Source organism: Oceanisphaera profunda, from assembly GCF_002157895.1.
In the GTDB taxonomy this organism is placed as follows: domain Bacteria; phylum Pseudomonadota; class Gammaproteobacteria; order Enterobacterales; family Aeromonadaceae; genus Oceanimonas; species Oceanimonas profunda.
The window spans coordinates 2,035,033-2,059,051 of sequence record NZ_CP021377.1; the positions used below are offsets into that span (position 1 = coordinate 2,035,033).

Consider the following 24,019-nt stretch of genomic DNA (forward strand, 5'->3'; position numbering starts at 1 on the left):
AAAGGGGGCTTAGGCCCCCTTTGTTTTTTGAGCAAAGTGTTTTTTGAGCTAAAGCTTGAAGTCGTAAGCTGTAAGTTAAAGAGAAAAACAGAAGCCAGAGCCAAGCCCCGTCGTCATTGCGAGGAGTGCAGCGACGCGGCAATCCATGGTTATGTACCGCGCCGCTGTAGTATGGATTGCCGCGCTACGCTCGCAAAGACGGAATAAGGACGTACCACAACAGAGCGCAGAGCGGCGTACAGCTTGACGTTTAATCGAGTATCTACGATTGGTTTTGGTGTTTTCTTTAGCTCTCAGCTTAAAGCTTACCGCTTCCCGCTTTGTTTTAAGTATAATCTCGAACCACAAGCAGTCCGCCGGCAGCATTAGGTGTGGCTAACAATCATATTTTAGTAATGTCGTTAAGGAGTACAGCGGTTATGGCACTTTGGGGTGGGCGTTTCAGTCAGGCGGCAGATGCCAAATTTCAGCAGTTTAATGATTCACTGCGTTTCGATTACCGCTTGGCGGAGCAAGACATTGTCGGCTCTATCGCTTGGTCTAGTGCCCTGTGCAAAGCCGGTGTATTAACCACAGACGAGCAACAAAAAATTGAGCTGGCCTTAAATGATCTGAAACTACAGGTGATGCAAGACCCCAGCCAGATTTTGCAATCTGATGCCGAAGACATTCACTCTTGGGTGGAAGGTCAGCTGATCAGTGTAGTGGGCGACTTAGGTAAGAAGCTGCACACCGGCCGTAGTCGTAATGACCAAGTCGCCACCGATCTTAAGTTATGGTGTAAACAGCAAGTGCCCCCTTTGCTGGCTAAAATTGACGAGCTGCAAAAGCAATTGGTTACCGTAGCACGTCAGCAGCAAGCGACCGTGTTGCCAGGTTATACGCACTTACAGCGTGCTCAGCCGGTGACTTTTGCCCATTGGTGCTTAGCTTACGTGGAAATGCTGGAGCGTGACTTCACCCGTCTGCAAGATGCCCAAAAGCGCATGGACACTTGTCCGCTGGGCAGTGGCGCCTTGGCCGGTACTGGCTTCCCGATTGACCGTCATGAATTAGCCCATTCATTAGGCTTCTCATCTCCAACTCGCAATAGCTTGGATTCAGTGTCAGATCGCGACCATGTATTAGAGCTGATGAACTGTGCCGCTAACTCCATGATGCACTTATCACGCTTTGCCGAAGACTTGATCTTCTACAATTCCGGCGAGTCTGGCTTTATCGAATTATCCGATCGTGTCACTTCTGGCTCTTCACTGATGCCGCAAAAGAAAAACCCTGATGCACTAGAGCTGATCCGTGGTAAGACCGGCCGGGTATTCGGTGCCTATGCCGGCATGATGATGACCCTTAAAGCACTGCCTTTGGCGTATAACAAAGATATGCAAGAAGACAAAGAAGGGCTGTTTGATGCGCTCGATACTTGGCATGACTGTTTAGAAATGGCCGAGATGGTATTGCACGACATTAAGCTCAACGAAGACAAAACCCGTGAAGCGGCCCAGGGCGGTTATTCTAACGCCACCGAAATGGCCGATTACTTAGTGAATAAAGGCATTCCGTTCCGTGAAGCACACCACATAGTAGGTGCAATCGTGGTACATGCCATTGCTAAGAAGCTGCCGATGGAAGAATTACCATTGGCGGACTTTAAAGAGTTTAGCCCGCTTATTGAAGACGATGTATTTGGCAAGCTGTCATTAGAGTCTAGTCTTGCCAGCCGTTGTGCCTTAGGTGGCGTAGCGCCGGATCAAGTGGAGTTTGCGCTGACCAGTGCTGAGCGTCGTCTGACCCAGCGTGACAGCTCTGGCATTAATGTGCGCAGCGCCCGCTTAACCGACTTAGATGCCATAGAGCGCTTGGTAAACTACTGGGCCAACGTGGGTGAGAACTTGCCCCGCGACCGTAAAGATTTGGTCAAAGCAGTAGGGGAGTTCGCGGTAACCGAAGTACAAGGCCAGATCAGCGGCTGTGCGTCTTTATATGTTTACGACACAGGTCTTGCCGAAGTGCGCTCGCTGGGCGTAGAGCCAGGCTTTCAGAATCAGGGTCAAGGCCGAGCTTTGGTAGAGAAAGTGCTGCAAAAAGCCGAAGACCTGTCTATTGATAAGGTTATCGTGTTAACGCGGGTACCTGAGTTCTTTATGAAGCAGGGCTTTACCATGACCAGTAAGTCAATGTTGCCCGAGAAAGTGATGAAAGACTGCGACATGTGTCCTCGTCAGCACGCCTGTGATGAAGTAGCACTGGAAATTTTGCTGAAAGATAAGGCAAGCTTGCGCAAGTAATGCGTGAGGAGTGAGGGGGTAGGTGTAAAGCCTGGAACCCTTAAATCTGCACATCGCGAAAATACCGGGCTTGCCCGGTATTTTTTTGCGTGAGATATGGCCCTTTGGGCCGCGCCAACATCGGCCTAGTGCAGGAAAGCTTAGCTTTGCGATGTCTGCTGTAGGCGATGCTTTAGCTGCGCAATGTTGCGTAGCAACATCTTTGCTCCGACCTTTCCCGTGCCACCGTATATTTAAATCACCAACCGTAACGGGATGAACATCTGCATCAGATCCAACGTTGCCGGATTTCGGCGCTCAAAGCGCGCGACTACCGCAAAGCAATAGTTTTGCTGCACCATGTGGGCACAGCTGAAGCAGTATCTACAAAACACCGTCTTTTTGGGCGCTTGGTGCCGGGCGATCGGCGCTGTCCTTCACCACCCAAAAGAAACTGGTGAAAAATAACCCATAGTCACTTGTGCACGCTCTTCAGATAGGTATAATAGCGCTCGCTTGGTACGGAACTATTTAGCTTCTGCTATTAATTCATACGTAGATAAGCGAGCCGATATGGCTCCGTTAATTGCTCTTTGAGCTCTTAACCTTACAAGCCCCCGATTTGGGTGGCATCGTTGTTAAATTACACCCCCTTTTTCATATGAAAGAGCAGGCGGTGCTAATTTATGTTCTTTATCCAATTGGAGCTCTGGTAATGCAGAACCAAAGAATTCGTATCCGCCTGAAGGCGTTCGATCACCGTCTGATCGATCAGTCTACTGCGGAAATCGTAGAAACTGCTAAGCGCACTGGCGCCCAGGTACGTGGTCCTATTCCATTGCCTACTCGCAAAGAGCGCTTCACCGTACTGACATCTCCACACGTGAATAAAGATGCACGTGATCAGTATGAAATTCGTACTCACAAGCGTTTGGTCGACATCGTCGAGCCAACTGATAAAACAGTTGACGCATTGATGAGACTGGATCTGGCTGCTGGCGTTGACGTCCAGATCAGCCTGGGCTAACAACGGAGAGGTTAATAATGGCAATCGGTCTAGTTGGTCGTAAGCTAGGTATGACCCGCGTCTTCACTGAAGACGGTGTGTCCATCCCAGTTACCGTTATCGAAATAGATGCCAACCGTGTTACCCAGGTGAAAACACTGGAATCGGATGGCTACCAAGCTATTCAGGTGACAACTGGCGTCAAGAAAGCGATTCGTGTCACCAAGCCACAAGCGGGTTTATTCGCTAAAGCTGGCGTGGAAGCGGGCCGCGGTCTGTGGGAATTCCGCCTGGGTTCAGGTGAAGGCGAAGGTATCGAAGTTGGTACTCAGCTGAATGTTGACATCTTCAACGATGTTAAAAAAGTAGACGTTACTGGCACTTCTAAAGGTAAGGGTTTTGCAGGTACTGTTAAGCGCTGGAACTTCAGCATGCAGGACGCTACCCATGGTAACTCTCTGTCACACCGTGTTCCTGGTTCAATTGGTCAAAACCAATCACCAGGTAAAGTGTTCAAAGGCAAGAAAATGGCCGGACACATGGGTGCAGAGCGTGTTACTACGCAAAACCTAGAAGTTGTTCGCGTTGATGTTGATCGTAACTTACTGCTCATTAAAGGTGCAGTACCAGGTGCGACTAACGGCAGCGTGATCGTTAAACCTGCCGTTAAATCGTAACGTCTGAGGAGATAGTCATGGAATTGGTAATGAAAGACGCGCAAGCCGCTCTTGAAGTTTCCGAAACTACCTTCGGGCGTGAGTTCAACGAAGCTCTGGTGCATCAGGTTGTAGTAGCCTATGCAGCAGGTGCTCGTCAAGGTACTCGTGCTCAGAAGACCCGTTCCGAAGTGTCTGGCGGCGGCAAGAAGCCGTGGCGCCAAAAGGGCACTGGCCGGGCCCGTGCCGGTACCATTCGCTCTCCTATATGGCGTGGCGGTGGTGTGACTTTTGCAGCAAAACCGCAAGATCACAGCCAAAAGGTCAATAAGAAGATGTACCGCGGCGCAATCAGAAGCATTCTGTCTGAGCTGGTACGTCAAGAGCGTCTGATAGTGGTTGAGAAGTTCGGTGTGGAAGCGCCTAAAACTAAAGAACTGCTGGTCAAATTGAAAGAGTGGGATCTGACTGATGTTCTGATCATCACTGCTGAAGTTGACGAGAACTTGTTCCTCGCCGCTCGTAACCTGTACAAGGTAGACGTGCGTGATGTAGCCGGTATCGACCCAGTTTCTTTGATCGCTTTCGACAAAGTATTGGTAACTGCTGACGCAGTTAAGCAAATCGAGGAGATGCTGGCATGATCCGTGAAGAGCGTATTTTAAAAGTTCTGAGGGCGCCGCATGTCTCTGAAAAAAGCACCATGGTTGCCGAAAGAACGAACACTATCGTGTTCAAGGTTGCACTGGATGCTACCAAAGCTGAAGTAAAAGCTGCGGTCGAGAAGCTGTTCGAAGTTGAAGTTAAAGATGTTCGCTCGTTAGTGGTGAAGGGTAAAACCAAACGCACCGGTAACCGCACAGGCCGTCGTTCCGATTGGAAGAAAGCCTACGTGACCCTGAAAGAAGGTCAAGACATCGACTTCATCGGCGGCGCCGAGTAAGAAAGGAGCAAGTTAAAATGGCAGTTATTAAGTGTAAGCCTACTTCTCCGGGTCGCCGTCATGTAGTTCAGATCAGCAACCCGGAATTGTACAAAGGCAAGCCGTTCGCCGCCCTGCTGGAAAAGAAAACCAGAACTGGTGGTCGTAACAACGCTGGCCGTACTACCTCTCGCCACATTGGCGGTGGTCATAAGCAGCACTATCGTTTAGTTGACTTCAAACGCAACAAAGACGGTATCCCAGCTAAAGTTGAACGTTTAGAGTATGACCCTAACCGTACAGCTAACCTGGCTTTGCTGTTGTTTGCAGATGGTGAGCGTCGTTACATCTTGGCACCTAAGGGTGTTCATGCTGGCGACCAAATCCTGTCTGGCGATGCTGCACCGATCAAAGCAGGTAACTGCTTGCCGATGCGCAACATCCCAGTGGGTAGCACCGTGCATGCCATCGAGATGAAGCCTGGCAAGGGCGCGCAAATTGCACGTTCTGCTGGTACATCTGCCCAGATCCTGGCGCGTGATGGAAACTACGTAACCCTGCGTCTGCGTTCTGGCGAAGTACGTAAAGTACTGGCTGAGTGCCGTGCAACTCTGGGTGAAGTAGGTAATGCTGAGCACATGTTGCGTCAGCTGGGTAAAGCTGGTGCTTCGCGCTGGCGTGGTATTCGCCCACAGACTCGTGGTGTGGCGATGAACCCAATAGACCACCCACACGGTGGTGGTGAAGGTCGCAGTTCTGGCGGTCGTCATCCGGTTACTCCTTGGGGTAAACCGACTAAGGGTGCCAAAACCCGTAAAAATAAGCGTACTGAGCCGTTAGTAGTACGTCATCGTAACAAGTAATCGTTATTTAGAGGTATCGCCATGCCACGTTCTCTCAAGAAAGGTCCTTTCATAGACCTGCACTTGCTGAAGAAGGTAGAGAAAGCGGTGGAAAGCGGGGAAAAGAAACCAATTAAGACTTGGTCCCGTCGTTCAATGATCATTCCGAACATGATCGGTTTGACCATCGCTGTCCATAATGGTCGTCAACATGTGCCCGTATTCGTTTCAGAAGAAATGATCGGCCACAAGTTAGGCGAATTTGCACCGACTCGTACTTATCGCGGCCATGTCGCAGATAAGAAGGCCAAGAAGCGTTAAGGGGTAAAAGATGGAAGCTATAGCTAAACACCGCTTTGCTCGTACTTCTGCCCAGAAGGCGCGCCTGGTAGCCGATCAAGTCCGTGGTCTATCCGTAGACAAGGCTCTGAATGTCCTGGCTTTCAGCCCTAAAAAGGCTGCCGTTCTGGTTAAGAAAGTACTTGAATCTGCCATTGCTAATGCCGAGCACAATGAAGGTGCGGATATCGATGAGCTGACAGTGGCTAAGATCTTCGTTGACGAAGGTCCAACCATGAAGCGTATTCGTCCACGGGCTAAAGGCCGCGCGGACCGTATCATGAAGCGTACCAGCCACATCACTGTGGTTGTGTCCGACCGCTAAGAGGCTAGGAGATAGCAATGGGCCAGAAAGTACACCCAAACGGAATTCGCTTAGGGATTACCAAGCCTTTTAATTCGACCTGGTTTGCGAATACAAAGGACTTTGCTGATAACTTATACAGCGATTTTCAAGTTCGTCAGTACCTCAAAGAGGAACTGAAGAACGCATCACTGTCTCGTATCGTGATCGAGCGTCCTGCGAAGAGCATCCGTGTGACTATTCACACTGCTCGTCCAGGCGTGGTCATCGGTAAGAAAGGTGAAGACGTGGAAAAACTGCGCAAGCACATCGCCAAATTGGCCGGTGTTCCTGCACAGATTAATATTTCCGAAGTGCGTAAACCTGAGCTGGATGGTCAGTTGGTAGCGGATTCAATCGCTTCTCAACTCGAGCGCCGCGTCATGTTCCGTCGTGCTATGAAGCGTGCGGTACAGAACGCAATGCGTATCGGTTCCAAAGGCATTAAGGTGGAAGTTAGTGGTCGTTTAGGCGGCGCTGAAATCGCGCGTACCGAATGGTACCGTGAAGGTCGTGTGCCATTGCACACCCTGCGTGCCGATATCGACTACGCAACTTCTGAAGCAGCTACCACTTACGGCATCATCGGCGTAAAGGTTTGGATATTTAAAGGTGAAGTTCTCGGCGGCCTACCAGTCGTTGAAGAGCAGGCTCCATCCAAACCTAAGCGCAAAGGCCGCGGTAAGTAAGGAGACTCGGAAATGTTGCAACCAAAACGTACGAAATTCCGTAAAGTCCACAAAGGCCGCAACCGCGGCGTGGCAACCACGGGTAACCTGATTTCTTTCGGTACCTTTGGTCTTAAGGCGACTACTCGCGGACGTATCACTGCTCGTCAAATCGAAGCAGCACGTCGTGCTATGACTCGTCACGTTAAGCGTCAAGGCAAAATCTGGATCCGTATTTTCCCAGACAAGCCTATTACCGAAAAGCCCCTCGAAGTTCGTATGGGTAAGGGTAAGGGTAACGTGGAGTACTGGGTAGCCCAGATCCAGCCTGGTCGCGTTCTGTATGAGATGGACGGTGTACCTGAGTCACTGGCTCGTGAAGCCTTTGCACTGGCGGCGGCTAAGTTGCCAGTTAGGACCACTTTCGTAACTCGGACGGTGATGTGATGAAAGCACAAGATCTGCGTGAAAAGAGTGTTGAAGAACTGAACCAGGAACTGTTAGCTTTGCTGCATGCGCAATTCAAAATGCGTATCCAAGCAAGCACCGGTCAACTGGAACAGACTCACAACATTAAAATTGTACGTCGCGATATCGCACGTGTAAAAACTGTTTTGAATCAAAAGGCAGGGGCGTAAGATGAGCGAATCTAACGTTCGTACCGTGCAAGGCGTAGTAGTTAGCGACAAGATGGAGAAATCCATCGTAGTAGCTATCAGCCGTTTCGTAAAACACCCGATCTACGGGAAGTATTTGAAGCGCACTACTAAGCTGCACGTGCACGATGAAAACAATGAATGTTCTACCGGTGACGTCGTGAGTGTTCGCGAATGTCGTCCGTTGTCTAAGACTAAGTCTTGGACTTTAGTAAAAATTATTGAGCGTCCGGTTAAAGCCTAAGACGGTTTGGTAATTTTTGTACGGTCAAACGGCCCTAATTTGGGGCCGTTTGTTTTTTATACTTCCTTTTTCAGAATTTGCAGTGCTATAATGCTGCGCCTGCGAAAGGCAGCCTATATCCCGAAAGGGGTTTTAATAAAGTAATCACTTTAGCGGAGCACTAACATGATCCAAATGCAAAGTATGCTGGACGTGGCCGACAACTCCGGTGCGCGTAGCGTAATGTGTATTAAGGTCCTGGGTGGCTCGCACCGCCGCTACGCCGGAATCGGCGACATCATCAAAGTTACTGTTAAGGAAGCAATTCCTCGCGGTAAAGTAAAAAAAGGTGATGTAATGAACGCGGTGGTCGTACGCACTCGGAAAGGCGTTCGTCGTCCGGACGGCTCAGTCATCCGTTTCGACCGCAACGCGGCCGTGATTTTAAATAGCAATCAACAGCCGATCGGAACTCGTATTTTTGGGCCTGTGACGCGCGAACTTCGCAATGAGAAGTTCATGAAGATTGTTTCACTGGCACCTGAAGTACTGTAAGGAGTCAACGATGGCAGCTAAAATCCGTCGCGATGACGAAGTCATCATTCTTACCGGCAAAGACAAAGGCAAACGTGGCAAAGTCACTAAAGTTTTAGTTGAAGCTGGTAAAGTAGTAGTCGCAGGTCTTAACCTGAACAAGAAACACCAGAAGCCAAACCCACAACTGGGCCAAGCTGGCGGTATTATTGAGCAGGAAGCACCTCTCGACGTTTCAAATGTAGCGCTGTTCAACTCTGCCTCTGGCAAAGCTGACCGTGTTGGTTTCCGGTTCGAAGACGAGAAGAAAGTACGTTTCTTCAAGTCAACCGGCGAACTTGTGAAGTAATTGGAGTTTATACGATGGCGAAACTGCATGGTTACTACAACGAAACTGTAGTAAAAGAGCTGATGAGTCAGTTCGGGTATACGTCTATCATGCAAGTCCCTCGGATTGAGAAAATCACCCTGAACATGGGTGTGGGTGAAGCTTTGGCTGATAAAAAGATCTTGGATAATGCTGCCGCCGATATGGCTGCCATTTCCGGTCAAAAGCCATTGATCACCATTGCTCGTAAATCCGTTGCTGGCTTCAAAATCCGTGAAGGCTACCCAATTGGTTGTAAAGTAACACTGCGCGGCGAGCGTATGTGGGAGTTTTTGGAGCGTTTGATTTCGATTTCCATTCCTCGAATTCGTGACTTCCGTGGCCTGAACGCTAAATCGTTCGACGGCCGTGGTAACTACTCGATGGGTGTGAAAGAGCAAATCATCTTTCCAGAGATCGATTATGACAAAGTAGATCGTGTACGTGGTATGGACATTACTATCACTACCTCTGCTAAGTCAGACGACGAAGGCCATGCTTTACTGGCAGCCTTTAACTTCCCATTCCGTAAGTAAGGTGTAGGGTTATGGCAAAGCAATCAATGAAAGCTCGCGAAGTCAAGCGCGCAAAGCTAGCTGAAAAATTCTCAGCGAAGCGTTTTGCACTGAAAAATACCATCTCTAACGTGAACACTTCTGAAGAAGATCGTTGGGATGCAGTGCTAAAACTGCAGCAATTGCCCCGTGACGCAAGTCCCTCTCGTCAGCATAACCGCTGCAACATCACAGGCCGTCCGCATGGTTTCCTGCGTAAATTCGGTCTGAGCCGCATTAAAGTGCGTGAGCTGATGATGAAGGGTGAAATTCCAGGCCTGAAGAAGGCTTCTTGGTAAGCGAACACGGGAGTAATAGATTATGAGCATGCAAGATCCGATCGCGGATATGCTAACCCGCATCCGCAACGGTCAGGCAGCCAATAAAGTGGCTGTGACCATGCCCTCTTCTAAAGTAAAAACGGCAATTGCCCAAGTACTTAAAGAAGAAGGCTATATTGCTGACTTTAACGTTGTTGGTGACGTCAAGCCTGAGCTAGAAGTGACTTTAAAGTACTTCGAAGGCGAAGCGGTTGTTGAACTGATCCAACGCGTTAGCCGCCCAAGTCTGCGCATCTATAAGAAGCGCGACGAACTGCCAAAAGTAATGGCAGGTATGGGTGTTGCTATCATTTCCACGTCTAAAGGTGTAATGACCGACCGTGCCGCGCGTAAAGCCGGTATGGGCGGTGAAATCATCTGCTACGTAGCTTAAGGAGTAGATATGTCCCGTATTGCAAAGGCACCTATCAATATTCCTGCTGGCGTAGAAGTGACGTTGAATGGTCAGGAAATTACTGTCAAAGGTAGCAAGGGTACGTTAAACCGTACTATTAATGCTGCCGTTGAAATCAGCCAGAATGATAACGTGCTGACGTTTGCCCCACGTGAAAACGTAGCAAATGCTAATGCCCAGTCCGGTACTGCCCGGTCACTGGTCAATAACATGGTTGTCGGTGTTACCGAAGGCTTTGAGCGCAAGCTGCAGCTGGTTGGTGTTGGCTATCGTGCCCAGATGAAAGGCAATGCAATTGCACTGTCTCTGGGTTTCTCTCACCCGGTTGAGCATGCGCTTCCTGAAGGCGTGACGGCTGAATGTCCGACTCAGACTGAGATTGTTCTCAAGTCTGCCGACAAACAGCAGATCGGTCAGGTCGCTGCCAATATTCGTGCGTACCGCAAGCCAGAACCTTATAAAGGTAAAGGCGTTCGCTATTTCGGCGAACAGGTGCGCAGTAAAGAGGCTAAGAAGAAGTAAGGTAACACTATGCTCAAAAAATCAGCTCGTATCCGCCGTGCTACAAAAGCACGTGCAAAGATGCTGGAACTGGGTGCGACACGCCTTGTGGTTCACCGTACTCCGCGTCACATCTATGCCCAGGTTATTGCAACTGGTAGTACCGCCGTGTTGGCTTCTGCGTCTACCGTAGAAAAAGCATTGCGCGAACAGTTGAAATCAACTGGCAATATTGATGCCGCAGCAGTTATCGGTAAAGCAATCGCTGAACGCGCTCTTGAAAAAGGCGTTAAAGTTGTCGCTTTTGACCGTTCCGGTTTCCAATATCACGGTCGCGTAGCTGCATTAGCTACCGCTGCACGTGAAGCTGGTCTTCAGTTCTAAAGGTGGAGTCGAAAATGGCAAAAATCGAAGCTCAAGCCGGCGATCTGCAAGAAAAGCTTATTGCAGTTAACCGTGTTTCAAAAGTTGTAAAAGGTGGTCGTATCTTCTCCTTCACCGCTCTGACGGTAGTAGGCGACGGTAACGGTCGTATCGGATTTGGTTACGGTAAAGCTCGTGAAGTTCCAGCTGCGATTCAAAAAGCAATGGAACAGGCTCGTCGTAACATGCGTACAGTTGGCCTGAACAATGGCACCTTATTCCACCCGGTTAAAGGTCGTCACTCTGGTTCAAACGTATTCATGATGCCTGCTTCTGACGGTACCGGTATTATTGCCGGCGGTGCAATGCGCGCTGTGTTAGAAGTTGCGGGTGTTCATAACGTACTGGCTAAAACGTACGGTTCCACCAACCCAAACAACGTAGTCCGCGCTACCATCGGCGCTCTGGAAAAAATGAAGTCTCCAGAGCAAGTCGCTGCGAAACGTGGTCTGCGCGTTGACCAAATTCTGGGGTAAGCGCCAATGGCTAACAAGACTGTAAAAATTACACAGACTCGCAGCTCGATCGGCCGTTTGCCTAAGCATAAGGCAACGTTGCGTGGCCTGGGTCTGCGTCGTATTGGTCACACCGTTGAGCTGGAAGATACAGCTTGTACACGCGGTATGATCAACCAGGTTTACTACATGGTAAAGGTTGAGGAGTAATCGCATGCGTTTGAATACTCTATCCCCAGCTGCCGGTTCAAAGCCAAGCGCTAAGCGCGTAGGTCGCGGTATCGGTTCAGGCATGGGTAAAACCGCTGGTCGTGGCCATAAAGGTCAGAAATCTCGCTCTGGCGGTAAGGTTCGTAACGGTTTTGAAGGCGGTCAAATGCCATTGAAACAGCGTTTACCGAAGTTTGGTTTTACTTCGCGTAAAGGTTTAGTTACTGCTGAAGTCCGTTTGAGTGAACTGGCTCAAGTTGAAGGCAACGTTGTTGACTTGAACACCCTGAAGCAAGCTGGCTTGATTACCAAGAATATCCAGTTCGCCAAAGTTGTTCTGTCTGGCAGCATTGACCGTGAAGTGACTGTGGTTGGTTTGGGCGTCACCAAAGGTGCACGCGCAGCCATCGAGACTGCCGGCGGTAAAATCGAGGAATAAAAAGTACTATGGCCAAAAAACCAGGATTAGAATCTAAAAGCGCACAAGGTGGGCTGGGTGAATTGAAGAGTCGTTTACTCTTCGTTCTTATCGCGATTGTTGTCTTTCGCGCCGGTTCCTATGTGCCTATTCCTGGAATTGACGCCGCCGTACTTGCCGAGTTGTTTAAACAGCAGCAGGGCACCATCATTGAAATGTTTAACATGTTCAGTGGTGGCGCCCTGGAACGAGCGTCTATACTGGCGCTGGGTATAATGCCGTATATTTCTGCGTCCATTATTATCCAGTTACTGACTGTGGTTCACCCCGCTTTAGCTGAGCTAAAGAAGGAAGGTGAATCTGGCCGTCGTAAGATCAGTCAGTACACCCGGTATGGCACGCTCGTGCTCGGCACCATCCAGGCCATCGGTATCGCTACCGGCTTACCAAATATGATGCCAGGACTTGTGGTTAACGCAGGACTGCCATTCTATTTCACAGCCGTAGTGAGCTTGGTCACCGGTACCATGTTTTTAATGTGGTTAGGTGAACAGGTTACCGAACGAGGCATTGGCAATGGTATCTCGTTGATAATCTTCGTGGGTATTGTTGCTGGTCTGCCATCGGCTATTGGTGCCACGGCAGAGCAGGCGCGTCAGGGGGAATTGCACGTATTGTTGCTGTTGCTACTGGCCGTGATTGTGTTTGCAGTAACCTTCTTTGTGGTATTTGTTGAACGTGGCCAGCGCCGCATTGTGGTGAACTACGCCAAGCGTCAACAAGGCCGTCAGGTTTTTGCAGCACAAAGTACACACCTGCCCTTGAAAGTGAATATGGCGGGGGTTATTCCGGCAATTTTCGCATCCAGTATTATTCTTTTCCCAGGTACCGTAGCCTCATGGTTCGGCCAAGGAGAAGGGTGGTTCGCCAATGCATTGCAAGAGGTCTCTCTTGCCCTGCAACCTGGTCAGCCGCTGTATGTGCTACTGTATGCAACTGCTATTATCTTTTTCTGTTTCTTCTATACCGCGTTGGTGTTTAACCCGCGTGAGACGGCAGATAACTTGAAAAAGAGTGGTGCGTTTATCCCAGGCATACGCCCAGGTGAGCAAACCGCGCGCTATATCGATAAGATAATGACTCGCCTAACCTTGGTTGGTGCGCTGTACATTACCTTTGTCTGTTTAGTGCCACAGTTTCTGATGACAGCTTGGAACGTCCAGTTCTACTTTGGTGGTACTTCGCTGTTAATTATTGTGGTCGTCATCATGGACTTCATGGCTCAGGTGCAAACCCACATGATGTCTCATCAGTATGGCGACGTGATGAAAAAAGCGAATCTGAAAGGTTATAACCGCTAAGATTCGGTAATTTACGGAGTTAAGCAATGAAAGTTCGCGCTTCCGTTAAGGCAATTTGCCGTAACTGCAAAATCGTTAAACGCCACGGCGTAGTACGTGTTCTTTGCACTGAGCCTAGACACAAACAGCGTCAAGGCTAAAAAGTTACGGTTTAACTTGTAATTTAAAGGCGAGCTGGCTAAAGTAGCCAGCCTCCCTTGTTAAGGGTGTGTCTGTACAGTCGTTGCGTATCCTAGACGGGCTTTGCAATGGCTAAATATTTATAACTTTGTAGGAGTGCATAGTGGCCCGTATCGCTGGCATTAACATTCCTGACCATAAACATGCAGTTATTGCTTTAACTGCGATTTATGGCATAGGTCTTACCCGCTCACAAGCCATTTGTGCTGCAGCCGGTATCGCTGAGAATGTGAAGATTAAAGAATTGGATGAAGCTCAGGTAGAAACCCTGCGTGAGCAAGTTGCAAAGTTCATCGTTGAAGGTGATCTGCGTCGCGAAATCTCCATGAACATAAAGCGTCTGATGGACCTGGGTTGTTACCGAGGTTTGCGTCATCGCCGCAGCCTACCCCTTCGTGGTCAGCGCACTAAGACTAATGCGCGTACGCGCAAAGGTCCTCGTAAACCGATCAAGAGATAACGGGAAGGTAGATCATGGCTAAAACTCCAGCTCGTAGTACGCGTAAGCGCGTCAAAAAGCAGGTGAGCGATGGGATTGCCCACGTTCATGCATCTTTCAACAACACCATAGTAACTATTACTGATCGTCAGGGTAATGCTCTTTCTTGGGCAACTGCTGGTGGTTCAGGTTTCCGTGGTTCGCGCAAATCAACCCCGTTCGCTGCTCAGGTAGCTGCAGAACGCGCTGGTGAAGTTGCGAAAGAATACGGTGTTAAAAACCTAGAAGTAATGGTGAATGGTCCGGGTCCGGGCCGCGAGTCATCTATTCGTGCATTGAATGCTGCGGGTTTCCGCATCACCAATATCACTGATGTGACTCCGATTCCGCACAACGGTTGTCGTCCTCCTAAGAAGCGTCGCGTATAACACTTCTTGTAGGATAGTTGGAGAAAGAACATGGCAAGATATTTGGGTCCCAAACTCAAACTGAGTCGTCGTGAAGGAACTGACTTGTTTTTAAAGTCAGGCGTCCGCGCGATAGATTCTAAATGTAAGATTGATACTGCACCTGGCCAGCACGGCGCGCGTAAAGCCCGTTTGTCCGACTATGGTGTACAGCTGCGTGAAAAGCAGAAAGTTCGTCGTATGTATGGCGTTCTGGAAAAGCAATTCCGTAACTATTATAAAGAAGCTGCTCGCTTGAAAGGCAATACCGGTGCAAACCTGTTGCAGCTGCTGGAAGGACGTTTAGACAACGTTGTTTACCGCATTGGTTTTGGCTCTACACGTGCCGAATCACGCCAGTTGATCAGCCACAAGGCGATCCTGGTAAACGGTAAGGTTGTGAACATTCCTTCGTTCCAAGTTTCTCCCGAGGATGTGATTAGCATTCGCGAGAAGGCGAAGAAACAAGCCCGGATCAAAGCCGCTCTTGAGGTTTCCGGTCAACGCGAAAAGCCGACTTGGGTAGAAGTTGACGTTACTAACATGCAAGGCGTATACAAGCGTCTGCCTGAGCGTAGCGACCTATCTGCCGAAATCAACGAACAGCTGATCGTCGAGCTTTACTCTAAGTAAAGCTAGCTTCAAAGAGAGGACACAATGCAGGGTTCTGTAACAGATTTTCTTAAGCCGCGTCTGGTTGATATCGAACAGATCAGCCCGACTCATGCCAAGGTGACTCTCGAGCCGCTGGAGCGTGGCTTTGGTCACACGTTGGGTAATACGCTACGTCGTATTCTGCTCTCATCCATGCCGGGTTGTGCGATTACTGAAGTCGAAGTCGACGGTGTACTGCACGAGTACAGCAGCAAGGAAGGTATTCAGGAAGATGTCCTGGAAATCTTGCTTAACTTGAAAGAAGTTGCTGTGAAGCTGGAAGGCAAGGACGAAGTCACCCTTACTTTGACCAAAACTGGTGCAGGTCCCGTAACTGCAGGCGACATCACCCACGGTGATGACGTTGAGATTGTTAACCCAGAGCACGTTATCTGTCATCTGACAGGCAATGATGCCGAAATCAGCATGCGTTTAAGAGTGCAACGCGGCCGAGGCTATGTACCTGCTTCTGCCCGTGCGCACACTGAAGACGATGAGCGTCCAATTGGTCGTTTATTGCTGGATGCGGCTTATAGCCCGGTGGTTCGAATCGCCTATAATGTTGAGGCGGCCCGTGTTGAACAGCGTACCGATTTAGATAAGCTGGTTATCGACATGGAAACTAACGGCACCTTAGATCCAGAAGAAGCTATCCGTCGTGCAGCCACTATTATGGCTGAACAACTGGAAGCCTTCGTAGATCTTCGTGATGTTAGCGAACCAGAAGAGAAAGAAGACAAGCCTGAGTTCGATCCGATACTGCTGCGTCCTGTCGACGATCTAGAGCTGACAGTTCGCTCTGCGAACTGTCTGAAGGCTGAAGCGATCCACTACATTGGTGATCTGGTACAGCGTACCGAAGTTGAGTTGTTAAAGACTCCTAACTTAGGTAAGAAATCTCTTACTGAGATTAAAGACGTGTTAGCGTCACGCGGCTTGTCTCTGGGCATGCGCCTCGAGAATTGGCCGCCAGCTAGCATCGCTGACGAATAAACCGGGTCACGGTTTTACAGATTTAGTTAGGAAGGATTAGTTCATGCGCCATCGTAAGAGTGGTCGTCAACTTAACCGGAACAGCAGCCACCGTCAGGCTATGTTCCGCAACATGGCTAGCTCCTTGGTTCGTCATGCCGTTATTAAAACGACACTGCCCAAGGCAAAAGAGCTACGTCGTGTTGTAGAGCCTTTGATCACATTGGCTAAAGTCGACACAGTAGCTAACCGTCGTTTGGCATTTGCCCGTACTCGCGACAGCGAAGTAGTGGGTATTTTGTTCAACGATTTGGGACCTCGCTACCAGGAGCGTCCGGGTGGATACACCCGCATCCTGAAGTGTGGTTTCCGTGCAGGCGATAACGCACCTATGGCTTATATTGAGCTGGTAGGTCGTGATATCAATGCATCAGTAGTAGACGCTACTGAAGAGTAAGAATCAAAAGCCGGGCTCGCCCGGCTTTTTCTTGTCTGCTCCCCAGTAATTCCTTTCTATTATAAGACGCAGCTTTAAGTCATGTGCCATTCACTCTAAGAACACACCTCGCAACACCACGCCTTTACGCCTAGCTCAGCACAAAAATCTTCTACCTTAACCACCTCCGCTCGCGCAAAAAATTGATTTCGCCTCTTATACCTACTCAATCCTGTATCTAGCACCTAACTATTAAAGCTAATCCTAGATCCACTTCAGGTATAAGAAGAGCAGCAGAACCAGACGAACAACAAAACAGACGCTAAGTCTTCAGCCTGACAATCTTCCTCTGATATAGCTCGGCCGGCGCCACTGTTTATCGCGAGCTGAACGCTGATAGTCCCGACTACAACTATCTACCTATTACTTACCTATATATATGTAAGTGGCAGCTGAAACGACGAGAGCCATAAATAGTGAAGAAGCTGCGATTAAGGCACAAAGCTAACCAGCAGTGCGACTTTTTCTTGGCTTTTAATATGAATTCTAAATTAAACATTCAATATTGCTAAGAAGCAGGGCGCTCAGTACTTGGTTTATGTCTCCGCCTCACCCCTTACACTTCACACCACACCGGCTTAATGTGCATAACTCTGTGGGTATCTTGTGCGCTTGCTGGGTGTTTGAGCAGTCAGTCATTAAAGTGTCATTTATCGAGTAAAAGCCCTTGCGCTAAAAGCTCAGATCTCTATACTCGCCTCCACTGACACGGGGCAAGGCGCTCACGGTCACAAGGGTTTGCAGGGAACGGAAAGATAGTTCAAACAAACACTTGACGAATTAAAAGGAATGCGTAGAATACGCATCCCGACCTGAGATACGGTCAACGCTCTTTAACAATTTATCAAGCAAACTGTGTGGGCACTTAGCAGCACGTTGAGAACAAAATAATATTGTTTTTCAATGTCTTGTAAAGTGTACCTAGTAATAGATATATCAGTAATTCATTGAGCATCAAGTCTTTAATTGAAGAGTTTGATCATGGCTCAGATTGAACGCTGGCGGCAGGCCTAACACATGCAAGTCGAGCGGTAACAGAGAGTAGCTTGCTACTTTGCTGACGAGCGGCGGACGGGTGAGTAATGCTTGGGGATCTGCCCAGTCGTGGGGGATAACCATTGGAAACGATGGCTAATACCGCATACGCCCTACGGGGGAAAGGAGGGGACCTTCGGGCCTTTCGCGATTGGATGAACCCAAGTGAGATTAGCTTGTTGGTGAGGTAATGGCTCACCAAGGCGACGATCTCTAACTGGTCTGAGAGGATGACCAGTCACACTGGGACTGAGACACGGCCCAGACTCCTACGGGAGGCAGCAGTGGGGAATATTGCACAATGGGGGAAACCCTGATGCAGCCATGCCGCGTGTGTGAAGAAGGCCTTCGGGTTGTAAAGCACTTTCAGTGGTGAGGAAAGGTGTGAGCTTAATACGTTTACACTGTGACGTTAACCACAGAAGAAGCACCGGCTAACTTCGTGCCAGCAGCCGCGGTAATACGAGGGGTGCAAGCGTTAATCGGAATAACTGGGCGTAAAGCGCACGCAGGCGGTTTGTTAAGCCAGATGTGAAAGCCCCGAGCTCAACTCGGGAACTGCATTTGGAACTGGCAAACTAGAGTCTTGTAGAGGGGGGTAGAATTTCCAGTGTAGCGGTGAAATGCGTAGAGATTGGAAGGAATACCAGTGGCGAAGGCGGCCCCCTGGACAAAGACTGACGCTCATGTGCGAAAGCGTGGGGAGCAAACAGGATTAGATACCCTGGTAGTCCACGCTGTAAACGATGTCAACTTGAAGTCTGTGTCCTTGTGACGTGGGTTTCGGAGCTAACGCATTAAGTTGACCGCCTGGGGAGTACGGCCGCAAGGTTAAAACTCAAATGAATTGACGGGGGCCCGCACAAGCGGTGGAGCATGTGGTTTAATTCGATGCAACGCGAAGAACCTTACCTACCCTTGACATACAGCGAACTTTCCAGAGATGGATTGGTGCCTTCGGGAACGCTGATACAGGTGCTGCATGGCTGTCGTCAGCTCGTGTCGTGAGATGTTGGGTTAAGTCCCGCAACGAGCGCAACCCTTATCCTTTGTTGCCAGCGCGTAATGGCGGGAACTCAAGGGAGACTGCCGGTGATAAACCGGAGGAAGGTGGGGACGACGTCAAGTCATCATGGCCCTTACGGGTAGGGCTACACACGTGCTACAATGGCGCGTACAGAGGGAAGCCAACCAGCGATGGTGAGCGGATCCCAGAAAGCGCGTCGTAGTCCGGATTGGAGTCTGCAACTCGACTCCATGAAGTAGGAATCGCTAGTAATCGTGGATCAGAATGCCACGGTGAATACGTTCCCGGGCCTTGTACACACCGCCCGTCACACCATGGGAGTGGGTTGCAAAAGAAGTAGGTAGCTTAACCTTCGGGAGGGCGCTTACCACTTTGTGATTCACGACTGGGGTGAAGTCGTAACAAGGTAACCCTAGGGGAACCTGGGGTTGGATCACCTCCTTACCTTAACTTAACGGCTGTTGAGTGTTCACACAGTTTGCTTGATATATGAGTAGAGCGCTTTTGATGAAGGCGTGGCGGCGGATTTGCCTATAGTCCGCCATGTAAACAGGCCTTCATCAGTAAATGTGCGATTTGGGAAAGGTTTCATACTTATACCTATCAGAGAGAACATCTTCTGTGGATTAAGTGTGCCGAGCCGGTGCTCAGGGACATCATTGTTCTTGTCGATCGGGTTCGCGGAGCTCACCGCTCACCTTTACTAAAAATCGTTGAAGCTTGCTTCAACAAACAGATTTTTAGTCCCCATCGTCTAGAGGCCTAGGACACCGCCCTTTCACGGCGGTAACAGGGGTTCGAATCCCCTTGGGGACGCCATTAAAGCCGCTCAAACACTAAGCATTACGCTGTAAAAGATTAACTTCTTTTAAAGTCTAACGCTTAGGGTTTAACTACTCTGTTCTTTAACAATCTGGAAAGCTGATAGAAATAATTTGTAGTTCTTGATACGCAAGTGTCTTAGAAATTCTTGGCGAAATATAGTTGTAAGCATCAGTCACTGATGCGCACAACCCCGCTTAGAGAATTGTTTTTATGCAGTCTTTATATAGCAATATATTTAGACGAGCGTTAGCAACGCGAGTTCAAGGCATAACGTGAACGACTTTATGAGCATAGTTTTTTATGTGATTGAAGGAGTGAACGTTATAACGAAGAAATCGCTAAGCTAAAGCCGCATAAAACACACTTCTTGGGGTTGTATGGTTAAGTGACTAAGCGTACACGGTGGATGCCTTGGCAGTCAGAGGCGATGAAGGACGTGCTAACCTGCGTTAAGTACGGATGAGCTGGTAAGAAGCGCTTGAGTCCGTAATATCCGAATGGGGAAACCCACTCTACTTAGTAGAGTATCGTAACGTGAATACATAGCGTTACGAGGCGAACCGAGGGAACTGAAACATCTAAGTACCTCGAGGAAAAGAAATCAACCGAGATTCCCCTAGTAGCGGCGAGCGAACGGGGACCAGCCCTTAAGCTGTTTATGATGTAGTGGAATGGTCCTGGAAAGACCAGCCGTAGTGGGTGATAGCCCCGTACACCAAACGTCATTTACAGTGAAATCGAGTAGGACGGGACACGTGATATCCTGTTTGAATATGGGGGACCATCCTCCAAGGCTAAATACTCCTGACTGACCGATAGTGAACCAGTACCGTGAGGGAAAGGCGAAAAGAACCCCTGTGAGGGGAGTGAAATAGAACCTGAAACCGTGTACGTACAAGCAGTGGAAGCCCACTTGTTGGGTGACTGCGTACCTTTTGTATAATGGGTCAGCGACTTAATTTTAGTAGCAAGGTTAACCGTATAGGGGAGCCGTAGGGAAACCGAGTCTTAACTGGGCGAATAGTTGCTAGGATTAGACCCGAAACCCGGTGATCTAGCCATGAGCAGGTTGAAGGTTGAGTAACATCAACTGGAGGACCGAACCCACTAATGTTGCAAAATTAGGGGATGACTTGTGGTTGGGGGTGAAAGGCCAATCAAACCGGGAGATAGCTGGTTCTCCCCGAAATCTATTTAGGTAGAGCCTCGGACGAATACTTGCGGGGGTAGAGCACTGTTTAGGCTAGGGGGTCATCCCGACTTACCAACCCTATGCAAACTCCGAATACCGCAAAGTACTATCCGGGAGACACACGGTGGGTGCTAACGTCCATCGTGAAGAGGGAAACAACCCAGACCGCCGGCTAAGGTCCCAAAGTCATAGTTAAGTGGGAAACGAAGTGGGAAGGCTCAGACAGCCAGGATGTTGGCTTAGAAGCAGCCATCATTTAAAGAAAGCGTAATAGCTCACTGGTCGAGTCGGCCTGCGCGGAAGATGTAACGGGGCTAAACTATGCACCGAAGCCGCGGATGCACTCTTTATTGAGTGCGTGGTAGGGGAGCGTTCTGTAAGTCTGCGAAGGTGTGTTGTGAAGCATGCTGGAGATATCAGAAGTGCGAATGCTGACATGAGTAACGATAATGGGGGTGAAAAACCTCCACGCCAAAAGACCAAGGGTTCCTGTCCAACGTTAATCGGGGCAGGGTGAGTCGACCCCTAAGGCGAGGCCGAAAGGCGTAGTCGATGGGAAACGGGTTAATATTCCCGTACTGACGTGTACTGCGATGGGGGGACGGAGAAGGCTAAGTGGGCCAGGCGTTGGTTGTCCTGGTGAAAGGGTGTAGGCAGTGTGTTTAGGTAAATCCGGACGCACAATGCTGAGGCCTGAGACGAAATCGCTACGGCGGTGAAGTCACTGATGCCCCGCTTCCAGGAAAAGCCTCTAAGCTTCAGGTACACGTGAATCGTACCCCAAACCGACACAGGTGGTCGGGTAGAGAATACTAAGGCGCTTGAGAGAACTCGGGTGAAGGAACTAGGCAAAATAGTACCGTAACTTCGGGAGAAGGTACGCTGAGGCATGTGAAATCCCTTGCGGATGGAGCGTGACTCAGCCGCAGTGACCAGGTGGCTGGAACTGTTTATCAAAAACACAGCACTGTGCAAACTCGCAAGAGGACGTATACGGTGTGACACCTGCCCGGTGCTGGAAGGTTAAATGATGGGGTTAGCCTTCGGGTGAAGCTCTTGATTGAAGCCCCAGTAAACGGCGGCCGTAACTATAACGGTCCTAAGGTAGCGAAATTCCTTGTCGGGTAAGTTCCGACCTGCACGAATGGTGTAATCATGGCCACGCTGTCTCCACCCGAGACTCAGTGAAATTGAATTTGCGGTGAAGATGCCGTATACCCGCGGCTAGACGGAAAGACCCCGTGAACCTTTACTATAGCTTGGCACTGAACATTGGCCCTACATGTGTAGGATAGGTGGGAGGCTGTGAAACGATGACGCCAGTTGTCGTGGAGCCATCCTTGAAATACCACCCTTGTATGTCTGATGTTCTAACGTAGGCCCCTTATCGGGGTTGCGGACAGTGCCTGGTGGGTAGTTTGACTGGGGCGGTCTCCTCCTAAAGAGTAACGGAGGAGCACGAAGGTTGGCTAAGTACGGTCGGACATCGTACGGTTAGTGCAATGGCATAAGCCAGCTTAACTGCGAGACGGACAGGTCGAGCAGATACGAAAGTAGGTCATAGTGATCCGGTGGTTCTGTATGGAAGGGCCATCGCTCAACGGATAAAAGGTACTCCGGGGATAACAGGCTGATACCGCCCAAGAGTTCATATCGACGGCGGTGTTTGGCACCTCGATGTCGGCTCATCACATCCTGGGGCTGAAGTCGGTCCCAAGGGTATGGCTGTTCGCCATTTAAAGTGGTACGCGAGCTGGGTTCAGAACGTCGTGAGACAGTTCGGTCCCTATCTGCCGTGGGCGTTGGATGATTGAGAGGAGCTGCTCCTAGTACGAGAGGACCGGAGTGGACGAACCCCTGGTGTTCGGGTTGTATCGCCAGATGCATTGCCCGGTAGCTACGTTCGGAATCGATAACCGCTGAAAGCATCTAAGCGGGAAGCGAGCCTCAAGATGAGTCATCCCTAGGGCTTTACGCCCTCTAAAGGGCCGTTGGAGACTACAACGTTGATAGGTTGGGTGTGTAAGTGCAGCGATGCATTGAGCTAACCAATACTAATTACCCGTGCGGCTTAACCATACAACACCCAAGAAGTGTGAGACCTTGCGGTCGAGAACAAACAAATTATTCAAGTTAGCGTGCTTAAACAGTACGACAACTACAAACCAGCTTTCCAGATTACAATTTATGCCTGGCGGCCATAGCGCTGTGGAACCACCTGATCCCATGCCGAACTCAGTAGTGAAACGCAGCCGCGCCGATGATAGTGTGGCAGCTGCCATGTGAAAGTAGGTCACCGCCAGGCAACCAATTCAAAAAGCCCGATTCGAAAGAGTCGGGCTTTTTTCGTTTGCAATTTAGCATTGAGCTCCCTCTTTGTTCGACTGGTACTGTGTTGGGACTGTGATTATATTTTTCAGCGGGCGTTGTGCTTGATAGATTTGACTAAGCGGGCCTTTTTTACTGTAATGGCCAGTCAAGTTAATACTCAAAGACGTAAAGGAAATTTTCATGCCGATTTTAAATATTGCCTTAATAGCGGGCCGTAGCAATGAACAGAAAGAAGCGCTGATCAAAGAAGTGACCGATGCCTGCGTGAAGGCGCTGGATGTGAAGCCAGAAACTGTGCGTATTCTGCTGCAAGATATTGCCGCCCAAGACTTTGGTGTGGCAGGTGAGTCGGTAAAAGCCAAGCGTGAACGTTTAGCCTAACTAGCTTGCCGTTAGCAGGGTCTTGGCCCTGCTAACGAACCCCTGCGGCTAGCTGTATTCCCCATCCTGATTACTTTCCGATAGGCTTTTGCCGATGCTAGGCGTAAGCTGAATCCCTGCTCTTTACGTTGTTAATCGCTTGGCTTACACATGAAAACCTTGTTATTTATCGCGCTTGGCGGCGCGCTGGGTGCCATATTACGCTTTGGCATTACCGATCTTATGACGCGTGCTGTGGGACGTTCGTTTCCCTACGGTACCCTAACGGTGAATATGCTGGGCTCGCTGATCATGGGCTGCGTATTTGTTTTGGTGCAACAGCAGGTATTGAGTGCGCATGGCTGGCGGCCGTTCGTGATGGTGGGATTATTGGGCGCACTCACCACTTTTTCTTCTTTCTCCCTCGATAGCTTATTATTAATTGAACAGGGTCAATGGCTTAAAGCAATGTTGAATGTGTGCCTCAATGTGGTTTGTTGTATTATGTTGACCTACTGTGGCATGCAACTAACCTCTAGCCTGTTGGCTGCGCGTTAGTCTAGACCGCGTATTTGCAGTACACTC

31 protein-coding genes, 1 tRNA gene and 3 rRNA genes are annotated in these 24,019 nt (G+C 49.5%); all 35 read left to right on the top strand.

Features of this window, described 5'->3' with window-relative positions; genetic code table 11:
* Window positions 1–419: 419 nt before the first annotated feature.
* The 35 genes from argH (at window position 420) to crcB (ending at window position 23,992) form a co-directional block, all read left to right on the top strand.
* A complete protein-coding gene (gene argH, locus CBP31_RS08810) occupies window positions 420–2,285 on the top strand; it encodes an argininosuccinate lyase (RefSeq protein ID WP_087036445.1) in 1,866 nt (621 codons plus the stop codon).
* A gap of 694 nt (window positions 2,286–2,979) precedes the next feature.
* Window positions 2,980–3,291, top strand: a complete 312-nt coding sequence (rpsJ, locus tag CBP31_RS08815; RefSeq protein WP_086964527.1) for a 30S ribosomal protein S10 — start codon at window positions 2,980–2,982, stop codon at window positions 3,289–3,291.
* 17 nt (window positions 3,292–3,308) lie between these two features.
* Window positions 3,309–3,947: a 50S ribosomal protein L3 gene (gene rplC / locus CBP31_RS08820; protein WP_087036447.1), complete on the top strand. Its 639-nt coding sequence runs from the start codon at window positions 3,309–3,311 to the stop codon at window positions 3,945–3,947.
* 17 nt (window positions 3,948–3,964) lie between these two features.
* Complete coding sequence (gene rplD / locus CBP31_RS08825) at window positions 3,965–4,570, top strand: 50S ribosomal protein L4 (RefSeq protein WP_087036450.1); 606 nt, start codon at window positions 3,965–3,967, stop codon at window positions 4,568–4,570.
* Window positions 4,567–4,869, top strand: coding sequence for a 50S ribosomal protein L23 (gene rplW, locus CBP31_RS08830; protein ID WP_087036452.1), 303 nt, complete (start codon window positions 4,567–4,569; stop codon window positions 4,867–4,869). Before rplD ends, rplW begins: the two co-directional genes overlap by 4 nt.
* A gap of 17 nt (window positions 4,870–4,886) precedes the next feature.
* Window positions 4,887–5,711, top strand: a complete 825-nt coding sequence (gene rplB / locus CBP31_RS08835) for a 50S ribosomal protein L2 (protein ID WP_087036454.1) — start codon at window positions 4,887–4,889, stop codon at window positions 5,709–5,711.
* Between the two features lie 21 nt (window positions 5,712–5,732).
* Window positions 5,733–6,011: a 30S ribosomal protein S19 gene (gene rpsS, locus CBP31_RS08840; protein ID WP_086964532.1), complete on the top strand. Its 279-nt coding sequence runs from the start codon at window positions 5,733–5,735 to the stop codon at window positions 6,009–6,011.
* Between the two features lie 10 nt (window positions 6,012–6,021).
* Window positions 6,022–6,354: a 50S ribosomal protein L22 gene (gene rplV / locus CBP31_RS08845; RefSeq protein ID WP_086964533.1), complete on the top strand. Its 333-nt coding sequence runs from the start codon at window positions 6,022–6,024 to the stop codon at window positions 6,352–6,354.
* Window positions 6,355–6,371: 17 nt separating this feature from the next.
* Window positions 6,372–7,061, top strand: a complete 690-nt coding sequence (rpsC, locus tag CBP31_RS08850; RefSeq protein ID WP_087036457.1) for a 30S ribosomal protein S3 — start codon at window positions 6,372–6,374, stop codon at window positions 7,059–7,061.
* 12 nt (window positions 7,062–7,073) lie between these two features.
* Complete coding sequence (gene rplP / locus CBP31_RS08855; protein WP_086964535.1) at window positions 7,074–7,487, top strand: 50S ribosomal protein L16; 414 nt, start codon at window positions 7,074–7,076, stop codon at window positions 7,485–7,487.
* Window positions 7,487–7,678, top strand: a complete 192-nt coding sequence (gene rpmC, locus CBP31_RS08860; protein ID WP_087036459.1) for a 50S ribosomal protein L29 — start codon at window positions 7,487–7,489, stop codon at window positions 7,676–7,678. The genes rplP and rpmC overlap by 1 nt, the downstream gene beginning before the upstream one ends.
* 1 nt (window position 7,679) lies before the next feature.
* On the top strand, window positions 7,680–7,940 hold the full coding sequence (gene rpsQ, locus CBP31_RS08865) for a 30S ribosomal protein S17 (protein WP_087036462.1): 261 nt from the start codon (window positions 7,680–7,682) through the stop codon (window positions 7,938–7,940).
* A 165-nt stretch (window positions 7,941–8,105) separates the two neighbouring features.
* A complete protein-coding gene (rplN, locus tag CBP31_RS08870) occupies window positions 8,106–8,474 on the top strand; it encodes a 50S ribosomal protein L14 (RefSeq protein ID WP_087036464.1) in 369 nt (122 codons plus the stop codon).
* Window positions 8,475–8,484: 10 nt separating this feature from the next.
* Window positions 8,485–8,802 carry a 50S ribosomal protein L24 gene (rplX, locus tag CBP31_RS08875; protein WP_087036466.1) on the top strand — a complete coding sequence of 106 codons (318 nt, stop codon included), beginning with the start codon at window positions 8,485–8,487 and terminating at the stop codon, window positions 8,800–8,802.
* Window positions 8,803–8,816: 14 nt separating this feature from the next.
* On the top strand, window positions 8,817–9,356 hold the full coding sequence (gene rplE / locus CBP31_RS08880; protein WP_087036468.1) for a 50S ribosomal protein L5: 540 nt from the start codon (window positions 8,817–8,819) through the stop codon (window positions 9,354–9,356).
* A gap of 11 nt (window positions 9,357–9,367) precedes the next feature.
* Window positions 9,368–9,673: a 30S ribosomal protein S14 gene (gene rpsN, locus CBP31_RS08885; protein ID WP_087036470.1), complete on the top strand. Its 306-nt coding sequence runs from the start codon at window positions 9,368–9,370 to the stop codon at window positions 9,671–9,673.
* Window positions 9,674–9,695: 22 nt separating this feature from the next.
* Window positions 9,696–10,088: a 30S ribosomal protein S8 gene (rpsH, locus tag CBP31_RS08890; RefSeq protein WP_087036472.1), complete on the top strand. Its 393-nt coding sequence runs from the start codon at window positions 9,696–9,698 to the stop codon at window positions 10,086–10,088.
* 9 nt (window positions 10,089–10,097) lie between these two features.
* A complete protein-coding gene (gene rplF, locus CBP31_RS08895) occupies window positions 10,098–10,631 on the top strand; it encodes a 50S ribosomal protein L6 (protein WP_087036474.1) in 534 nt (177 codons plus the stop codon).
* 9 nt (window positions 10,632–10,640) lie between these two features.
* Window positions 10,641–10,994, top strand: coding sequence for a 50S ribosomal protein L18 (gene rplR / locus CBP31_RS08900; protein WP_087036476.1), 354 nt, complete (start codon window positions 10,641–10,643; stop codon window positions 10,992–10,994).
* Window positions 10,995–11,008: 14 nt separating this feature from the next.
* Window positions 11,009–11,509, top strand: a complete 501-nt coding sequence (gene rpsE, locus CBP31_RS08905) for a 30S ribosomal protein S5 (RefSeq protein WP_087036478.1) — start codon at window positions 11,009–11,011, stop codon at window positions 11,507–11,509.
* 6 nt (window positions 11,510–11,515) lie between these two features.
* Window positions 11,516–11,698, top strand: a complete 183-nt coding sequence (gene rpmD / locus CBP31_RS08910; RefSeq protein WP_086964546.1) for a 50S ribosomal protein L30 — start codon at window positions 11,516–11,518, stop codon at window positions 11,696–11,698.
* A gap of 4 nt (window positions 11,699–11,702) precedes the next feature.
* Window positions 11,703–12,137 (top strand): 50S ribosomal protein L15, encoded by a 435-nt coding sequence (gene rplO, locus CBP31_RS08915; RefSeq protein ID WP_087036480.1) that lies wholly within the window; start codon window positions 11,703–11,705, stop codon window positions 12,135–12,137.
* Between the two features lie 8 nt (window positions 12,138–12,145).
* Window positions 12,146–13,477 (top strand): preprotein translocase subunit SecY, encoded by a 1,332-nt coding sequence (gene secY, locus CBP31_RS08920; protein WP_087036482.1) that lies wholly within the window; start codon window positions 12,146–12,148, stop codon window positions 13,475–13,477.
* Window positions 13,478–13,503: 26 nt separating this feature from the next.
* Window positions 13,504–13,617: a 50S ribosomal protein L36 gene (gene rpmJ / locus CBP31_RS08925; RefSeq protein ID WP_086964549.1), complete on the top strand. Its 114-nt coding sequence runs from the start codon at window positions 13,504–13,506 to the stop codon at window positions 13,615–13,617.
* A gap of 143 nt (window positions 13,618–13,760) precedes the next feature.
* Window positions 13,761–14,117 (top strand): 30S ribosomal protein S13, encoded by a 357-nt coding sequence (rpsM, locus tag CBP31_RS08930; protein WP_087036484.1) that lies wholly within the window; start codon window positions 13,761–13,763, stop codon window positions 14,115–14,117.
* A 14-nt stretch (window positions 14,118–14,131) separates the two neighbouring features.
* A complete protein-coding gene (rpsK, locus tag CBP31_RS08935) occupies window positions 14,132–14,524 on the top strand; it encodes a 30S ribosomal protein S11 (RefSeq protein ID WP_086964551.1) in 393 nt (130 codons plus the stop codon).
* Window positions 14,525–14,554: 30 nt separating this feature from the next.
* Window positions 14,555–15,175, top strand: a complete 621-nt coding sequence (gene rpsD / locus CBP31_RS08940; protein WP_087036485.1) for a 30S ribosomal protein S4 — start codon at window positions 14,555–14,557, stop codon at window positions 15,173–15,175.
* 24 nt (window positions 15,176–15,199) lie between these two features.
* Window positions 15,200–16,189, top strand: a complete 990-nt coding sequence (locus CBP31_RS08945; protein ID WP_087036488.1) for a DNA-directed RNA polymerase subunit alpha — start codon at window positions 15,200–15,202, stop codon at window positions 16,187–16,189.
* A 43-nt stretch (window positions 16,190–16,232) separates the two neighbouring features.
* Window positions 16,233–16,625 carry a 50S ribosomal protein L17 gene (gene rplQ, locus CBP31_RS08950; RefSeq protein WP_087036490.1) on the top strand — a complete coding sequence of 131 codons (393 nt, stop codon included), beginning with the start codon at window positions 16,233–16,235 and terminating at the stop codon, window positions 16,623–16,625.
* Between the two features lie 1,002 nt (window positions 16,626–17,627).
* Window positions 17,628–19,170, top strand: a 16S ribosomal RNA gene (locus CBP31_RS08955).
* Between the two features lie 299 nt (window positions 19,171–19,469).
* Window positions 19,470–19,545, top strand: a tRNA-Glu gene (locus CBP31_RS08960).
* A 385-nt stretch (window positions 19,546–19,930) separates the two neighbouring features.
* Window positions 19,931–22,822 (top strand): 23S ribosomal RNA (locus CBP31_RS08965).
* Window positions 22,823–22,933: 111 nt separating this feature from the next.
* Window positions 22,934–23,048, top strand: a 5S ribosomal RNA gene (rrf, locus tag CBP31_RS08970).
* Together the 16S, 23S and 5S rRNA genes with 1 tRNA gene alongside form the textbook arrangement of a ribosomal RNA operon.
* A 206-nt stretch (window positions 23,049–23,254) precedes the next feature.
* Window positions 23,255–23,455: a tautomerase family protein gene (locus tag CBP31_RS08975; RefSeq protein WP_087036492.1), complete on the top strand. Its 201-nt coding sequence runs from the start codon at window positions 23,255–23,257 to the stop codon at window positions 23,453–23,455.
* Window positions 23,456–23,605: 150 nt separating this feature from the next.
* Entirely contained in the window at window positions 23,606–23,992 is a 387-nt protein-coding gene (crcB, locus tag CBP31_RS08980) for a fluoride efflux transporter CrcB (RefSeq protein WP_087036494.1), read from the top strand.
* Window positions 23,993–24,019 lie beyond the last annotated feature (27 nt).

Excerpts from the sequence above, each read along its gene's own strand:
- rpsH (WP_087036472.1), top strand. The coding sequence starts at position 9,696 with ATGAGCATGCAAGATCCGATCGCGGATATGCTAACCCGCATCCGCAAC.
- rpsK (WP_086964551.1), top strand. The coding sequence starts at position 14,132 with ATGGCTAAAACTCCAGCTCGTAGTACGCGTAAGCGCGTCAAAAAGCAG.
- rplX (WP_087036466.1), top strand. The coding sequence starts at position 8,485 with ATGGCAGCTAAAATCCGTCGCGATGACGAAGTCATCATTCTTACCGGC.
- rplR (WP_087036476.1), top strand. The coding sequence starts at position 10,641 with ATGCTCAAAAAATCAGCTCGTATCCGCCGTGCTACAAAAGCACGTGCA.
- rpsQ (WP_087036462.1), top strand. The coding sequence starts at position 7,680 with ATGAGCGAATCTAACGTTCGTACCGTGCAAGGCGTAGTAGTTAGCGAC.
- rpsE (WP_087036478.1), top strand. The coding sequence starts at position 11,009 with ATGGCAAAAATCGAAGCTCAAGCCGGCGATCTGCAAGAAAAGCTTATT.
- rplP (WP_086964535.1), top strand. The coding sequence starts at position 7,074 with ATGTTGCAACCAAAACGTACGAAATTCCGTAAAGTCCACAAAGGCCGC.
- rpsJ (WP_086964527.1), top strand. The coding sequence starts at position 2,980 with ATGCAGAACCAAAGAATTCGTATCCGCCTGAAGGCGTTCGATCACCGT.
- rpsS (WP_086964532.1), top strand. The coding sequence starts at position 5,733 with ATGCCACGTTCTCTCAAGAAAGGTCCTTTCATAGACCTGCACTTGCTG.
- rplE (WP_087036468.1), top strand. The coding sequence starts at position 8,817 with ATGGCGAAACTGCATGGTTACTACAACGAAACTGTAGTAAAAGAGCTG.
- rplV (WP_086964533.1), top strand. The coding sequence starts at position 6,022 with ATGGAAGCTATAGCTAAACACCGCTTTGCTCGTACTTCTGCCCAGAAG.
- rpsC (WP_087036457.1), top strand. The coding sequence starts at position 6,372 with ATGGGCCAGAAAGTACACCCAAACGGAATTCGCTTAGGGATTACCAAG.
- rplF (WP_087036474.1), top strand. The coding sequence starts at position 10,098 with ATGTCCCGTATTGCAAAGGCACCTATCAATATTCCTGCTGGCGTAGAA.
- rplN (WP_087036464.1), top strand. The coding sequence starts at position 8,106 with ATGATCCAAATGCAAAGTATGCTGGACGTGGCCGACAACTCCGGTGCG.
- rplW (WP_087036452.1), top strand. The coding sequence starts at position 4,567 with ATGATCCGTGAAGAGCGTATTTTAAAAGTTCTGAGGGCGCCGCATGTC.
- rplC (WP_087036447.1), top strand. The coding sequence starts at position 3,309 with ATGGCAATCGGTCTAGTTGGTCGTAAGCTAGGTATGACCCGCGTCTTC.
- rplQ (WP_087036490.1), top strand. The coding sequence starts at position 16,233 with ATGCGCCATCGTAAGAGTGGTCGTCAACTTAACCGGAACAGCAGCCAC.
- argH (WP_087036445.1), top strand. The coding sequence starts at position 420 with ATGGCACTTTGGGGTGGGCGTTTCAGTCAGGCGGCAGATGCCAAATTT.
- rpmJ (WP_086964549.1), top strand. The coding sequence starts at position 13,504 with ATGAAAGTTCGCGCTTCCGTTAAGGCAATTTGCCGTAACTGCAAAATC.
- rpsD (WP_087036485.1), top strand. The coding sequence starts at position 14,555 with ATGGCAAGATATTTGGGTCCCAAACTCAAACTGAGTCGTCGTGAAGGA.
- CBP31_RS08945 (WP_087036488.1), top strand. The coding sequence starts at position 15,200 with ATGCAGGGTTCTGTAACAGATTTTCTTAAGCCGCGTCTGGTTGATATC.
- rplD (WP_087036450.1), top strand. The coding sequence starts at position 3,965 with ATGGAATTGGTAATGAAAGACGCGCAAGCCGCTCTTGAAGTTTCCGAA.
- rplO (WP_087036480.1), top strand. The coding sequence starts at position 11,703 with ATGCGTTTGAATACTCTATCCCCAGCTGCCGGTTCAAAGCCAAGCGCT.
- rpsN (WP_087036470.1), top strand. The coding sequence starts at position 9,368 with ATGGCAAAGCAATCAATGAAAGCTCGCGAAGTCAAGCGCGCAAAGCTA.
- secY (WP_087036482.1), top strand. The coding sequence starts at position 12,146 with ATGGCCAAAAAACCAGGATTAGAATCTAAAAGCGCACAAGGTGGGCTG.
- crcB (WP_087036494.1), top strand. The coding sequence starts at position 23,606 with ATGAAAACCTTGTTATTTATCGCGCTTGGCGGCGCGCTGGGTGCCATA.
- rpmD (WP_086964546.1), top strand. The coding sequence starts at position 11,516 with ATGGCTAACAAGACTGTAAAAATTACACAGACTCGCAGCTCGATCGGC.
- rpmC (WP_087036459.1), top strand. The coding sequence starts at position 7,487 with ATGAAAGCACAAGATCTGCGTGAAAAGAGTGTTGAAGAACTGAACCAG.
- rplB (WP_087036454.1), top strand. The coding sequence starts at position 4,887 with ATGGCAGTTATTAAGTGTAAGCCTACTTCTCCGGGTCGCCGTCATGTA.
- CBP31_RS08975 (WP_087036492.1), top strand. The coding sequence starts at position 23,255 with ATGCCGATTTTAAATATTGCCTTAATAGCGGGCCGTAGCAATGAACAG.